Annotated in this window: 2 protein-coding genes; both read left to right on the plus strand. The window is 71.0% G+C overall.

Annotated features, from left to right (window positions below):
- Positions 1-4,377: SDR family NAD(P)-dependent oxidoreductase (locus tag MXD62_RS26935; RefSeq protein ID WP_368862455.1), on the plus strand; the 4,377-nt coding region annotated here is incomplete at its 5' end.
- Between the two features lie 38 nt (positions 4,378-4,415).
- On the plus strand, positions 4,416-5,092 hold a 677-nt coding region (locus MXD62_RS26940), incomplete at its 3' end, for a beta-ketoacyl synthase N-terminal-like domain-containing protein (RefSeq protein ID WP_248832212.1).

Raw genomic sequence — 5,092 nt, forward strand, 5'->3', positions numbered from 1 at the left:
ACGTATGGGCGGGGGCGGTCGGCGGGGCGGCCGTTGTGGTTGGGGTCGGTGAAGTCGAATATTGGTCATACGCAGGGTGCGGCGGGGGTGGCGGGGGTTATCAAGTCGGTGTTGGCGTTGCGGGCGGGGTGGTTGCCGGCGACGTTGCATGTGGGGGTGCCGACGCGGAAGGTGGATTGGTCGGCGGGTGGGGTTGAGGTGTTGCGGGAGGGGCGGGCGTGGCCTGAGGTGGGGCGGCCGCGTCGGGTGGGGGTGTCGTCGTTCGGGGTGAGTGGTACGAACGCCCACGTCATCCTCGAGGAGTTCCCGGACTCACCGGGGACGGCGGCGGTACCCGAACGCCGGGTTCCCGAGGTTCCCGAGGTGGTCGTCTGGCCGCTGTCGGCCAAGAGCCCCCAGGCGCTGCGCGAGCAGGCCCACCAACTGACCTCGACCGCCCACGGCATCGTGGAGGTGGCACACACGCTGGCGACCGGCCGGGCACTTTTCGGTCACCGTGCCGTCGTACTGGCCGCGGACCGGGAGGAGGCTGTCTCGGGAGCCGCCGCGCTGGCCGCCGCCGAGCCTGCGCCGAACGTGCTCAGCGGGTTTGCTGACGTCGACGGCCGGCTGGCCTTCGTCTTCCCCGGCCAGGGTGCGCAGTGGGCCGGTATGGGCGCGGTACTGCTGGAGAACTCACCGGAGTTCAGCGCGCGGATGGGCGAGTGCGCCGCCGCCCTCGCACCGTACGTCGACTGGTCTCTGCTGGATGTGGTCCGGGGCGCTGAGGGCGCGCCGGAGCTGGACCGGGCGGACGTGGTGCAGCCGGTGTCCTTCGCGGTGATGCTGTCTCTTGCCGAGATGTGGCGGGAGCACGGCGTTGAGCCGGACGGCGTTCTCGGTCATTCCCAGGGCGAGATCGCCGCTGCCTGCGTCGCCGGTGCGCTGTCGTTGCCCGAGGCCGCCGCCGTCGTGGCCCTGCGCAGCCAGGCGATCGTCGCCGAGCTGGCCGGCCGCGGCGGCATGGCCTCGCTCGCGCTGCCCCGTGCCCAGGTCGGCAAGCTGCTGCGACGGTGGCCTGGCCGGTTGGAGATCGCGGTCGAGAACGGGCCCTCCGCCATCGTCGTGGGCGGCGATCTGGACGCCCTCGACGAGCTGCACGCCGAGTGCGAGGCGATGGAGATACGGATCAGAAGGATCCCGGTGGACTACGCCTCGCACACCGCCGGGGTCGAGCGGATCGCGGACCGGCTGCGCGCTTCCCTGGCGGGTGTCTCGTCGCGGCCGCCGCGGGTGCCCTTCTTCTCCACCTCGGACCTGCGTTGGGTCGACACCGAGCCCCTCGACGGCGAGTACTGGTACCGCAACCTGCGCCGGGAGGTGGGGTTCGCCGCCGCGACACGAGCCCTGGCCGACGGGGGATACCGGGCCTTCGTCGAGGTCAGTGCACATCCCGTGCTGACCAGTGCCATCGAGGAGCTGCTCGACGGCATTCCCGGGCCGACACTGGTCACCGGCACGTTGCGCCGGGGCGAAGGCGACCGGCGCCGTTTTCTCACCTCGCTGGCGAGCGTGCACACCCGCGCCCGGGCCGTTGACTGGACGGTGCTGCCCGAGGTCGCCGGGGCCAGTTCCGTGGAACTGCCTGGATACGCCTTCCAGCGCGAGCGGTTCTGGTTCGAGACAGGCCCGGTAGGCGGCGACGTGGCGGCGGCCGGTCTGGTGGCGGCGGGGCATCCCCTCATCGGGGCCGTGACCCGGCTGCCCGAGACCGACGGCGTGCTGTGCACCAGCCGCTGGTCGGCCCGCACTCATCCCTGGTTGCTCGACCACGCGGTGTCGGGGACGGTGCTTGTCCCCGGCGCGGCGATCGTCGAGTTGGTCATCCGGGCCGGCGACGAGGCCAGCATGGATCGGCTTGATGAACTTGTCATCGAGACACCGATCGTGCTGCCACCGGACGGCGCGGTGCGGGTGCAGGTGGCTGTCGGCGGTCCCGATGAAAACGGGCGTCGTCCGGTGTCCGTGCACTCCAGCCAGGAGGGCACCGGCCAGGGCGGCGCGGCCGCCTACGACGACCTGGCGGCGTGGACCCGGCACGCCGCCGGACTGCTCGCGGGCGCGGCGGCCGGGCCCACATTCGACCTAACCGCCTGGCCCCCGGAGGGTGCGCGGCGCGTCGAGGTTGATCTCGAAGCGTTCTACGAGCGGCGGTTCGCGGCCGGATACCAGTACGGTCCGCTGTTCCAGGGAGTGCGGGCCCTGTGGACCCGGGGGGACGAGGTTTTCGCTGAGGTCTCGCTGCCCGAGGGCACCGACACCACCCGCTTCGGGCTGCATCCGGCCCTGTTGGACGCCGCGTTGCAGGCGGCGGGTTTCGCCTCGGTCGATGTGGCGGACGCGGCCGGTCCCGCGGGCCCGCTGGTGCCGTTCGCGTGGAACGACGTCGCCGTGCACGCCGCGGGGGTTACCCTGCTGCGGGTCCGGGCGGTCGGCTCCGGCGCGGCCGGAATGCGCCTGGAACTCGCGGATCAGAGCGGACTTCCGGTGGCCACCGTCGGTTCGCTGAACATGCGCCCGCTGTCCATCCCGTCGCCGGCCACAGCCGGCTCGTTGTACCGGGTTGCCTGGCCCGTTACCGAACTCCCCGCTTCGGCCGCGGCCACGCCGGAAACCGGCACCCGCATCCTCGACCTCACCGAGCTGACCGGGGACCTGCACGCCTTCGATCCGTCCGCGGATGACGCGGCCACCGCGGAGATGACAGGCCGGAACGCGCCGCCGGTCCGGGCCCGGGAACTCGTCGGCCGGTCGCTGGCCACCTTTCTCGAACGGGACGACCAGCGGCTGGCTGTGGTGACCCGCGGTGCCCTGACGGATCCCGCAGCCGCGGCCGTGTGGGGTCTGGTCCAGTCGGCTGCGGCTGAACACCCGGCCCGCCTCGTGCTCGTCGACGTCGACGACGCACCGGAGTCGAGACGAGCGCTCCCCGCCGCTGTCGCATCCGGGCAGCCGAGACTGCTTCTGCACGGAGGGCAGGTACACCTGCCCGTCCTGGTCCCGGTGATCTCGCCCGCCGAACCGGGAGAGAAGGCGGTCGGGCGGCCGTGGGCACCCGACGGGACGGTTCTCATCACCGGTGGTACCGGCCTGATAGGCGGCCTGCTGGCCCGGCATCTGGTGACCCGGCACGGCGCCCGGCACCTGTTGCTCGCCAGCCGCCGGGGGCCGGCCGGTCCGGGTACCGCTGAGCTGCGCGCCGAGTTGAGCGCACACGGCGCCGTGGTAGAGGTCGCCGCCGTCGACGTCGCCGATCGAGACGAGGTCGCCCGGCTGCTCGCCTCTGTGGACCCCCGCCATCCCCTCACCGCGGTGGTGCACGCCGCCGGCATACTCGACGACGGCGTCGTCACGGGGGTGACAGCCGAGCGGGTGGACGCGGTACTGCGTCCCAAGGCCGACGGCGCCTGGCACCTGCATGAGCTGACCAGGCATCTGGACCTGGCGGGCTTCGTTCTGTTCTCCTCTGCGGCGGGCGTGTTCGGAACTCCCGGACAGGCGGGCTACGCGGCCGCGAACATGTTTCTCGATGCGCTGGCGCGGCACCGGCGTGCCCAGGGACTGCCCGCCGTGTCGCTGGCGTGGGGCCTGTGGGCGCCGGCCAGCGACATGACCAGGCACCTGAGCGAGGCCGACCTACTCCGGGGCCGGCGCCTGGGCATGCTCGCGCTTTCCGCCGAGGAGGGCATGGCCCTGTTCGACGCCGCGCTGCGGACGGATGAGGCGGTGCTCGTACCTGCCCGGCTCGATCAGGTCGCCATGCGCGACCAGACTCTGTCGCTGGCGCCGCCGCGAGGTCTCGTCCGCCCGTCGCGGCGGACGGTACGTCCGGTTGCCGAGGACGGGCAGGCGCTCCGGTCCCGGCTTGCGGGGCTCCCCGGCGAGGAGCAGAGCGCCCTGCTGCTCCGTACGGTGGGCACCCACATGGCGACCGTGCTGGGTCGTTCATCGGCTGACGACGTCCGGCCGGAGCAGGCATTCCGGGAGGTCGGGTTTGATTCGCTGCTCGCTGTCGAACTGCGTAACCGGCTGATGGAGGCGACCGGCCTGCGGCTGCCCCCGACGCTGGTGTTCGACCATCCGACCCCGCTTGCCGTGGCTGAGTACCTCCGAGGGCAGTTCGTCCCCACGGCGACAGCTTCTGCCCTGTCCACTCTGGACGACCTGGAACGTCAGCTCGTGGTAACGGGCGACCAGACGTTGCGCGCCCAGGTCCTCGGCCGAATGCGTGCCTTGACTGACCGGTTCGATTCCCCCGACGACAAGACGGCCGCGATCGACGCCGCAGCTGACGACGAGTTGTTCAGGCTGATCGATAACACGTTCGGCCTGGCCTGACCGCCGGATGTTTGGCTCGCCGAAGGGAATGACTCGCGATGAGTAACGACGACAAGCTGCGCTCATATCTAAAGCGTATGACCGCGGATCTGGTCAGAACCACCCGCCGGCTGCGCGATCTCGAATCGGAACCGATAGCGATTGTTGCGATGGGGTGCCGGTTGCCGGGTGGGGTGGATTCGCCGGAGGGTCTGTGGGGGTTGGTGGCGGGTGGTGTGGATTCGATCGGTGATTTTCCGGCTGATCGTGGGTGGGATCTGGAGGGGTTGTTTGATCCTGATCCGGAGCGGGCTGGTTGTTCGTATGTGCGGCAGGGTGGGTTCCTGTACGATGCGGCGCGTTTTGATGCGGCCTTTTTTGGGATTTCTCCGCGGGAGGCTGTGGCGATGAACCCGCAGCAGCGGCTGTTGCTGGAGATGTCGTGGGAGGTCTTCGAGCGGGCGGGTATCGATCCGTCCTCGCTGCGCGGTCGCGACGTCGGCGTGTACGCGGGTGTCATGTACCACGACTACGCTCCGCACAGCCCAGCGACGCCCCGGGAAGTCGAAGGGTTACTCGGTGTCGGGAACTCGGGCAGCGCCACGACCGGCCGGGTGGCCTACGCCCTAGGCCTAGAGGGCCCCGCGGTGACCGTCGAGACGGCGTGTTCGTCGTCGTTGGTGGCGTTGCATCTGGCGGCGCGGGCGTTGCGGGCGGGTGAGTGCTCGATGGCGCT

The sequence above is a fragment of the Frankia sp. Mgl5 genome, from assembly GCF_023242985.1.
In the GTDB taxonomy this organism is placed as follows: domain Bacteria; phylum Actinomycetota; class Actinomycetes; order Frankiales; family Frankiaceae; genus Parafrankia; species Parafrankia soli.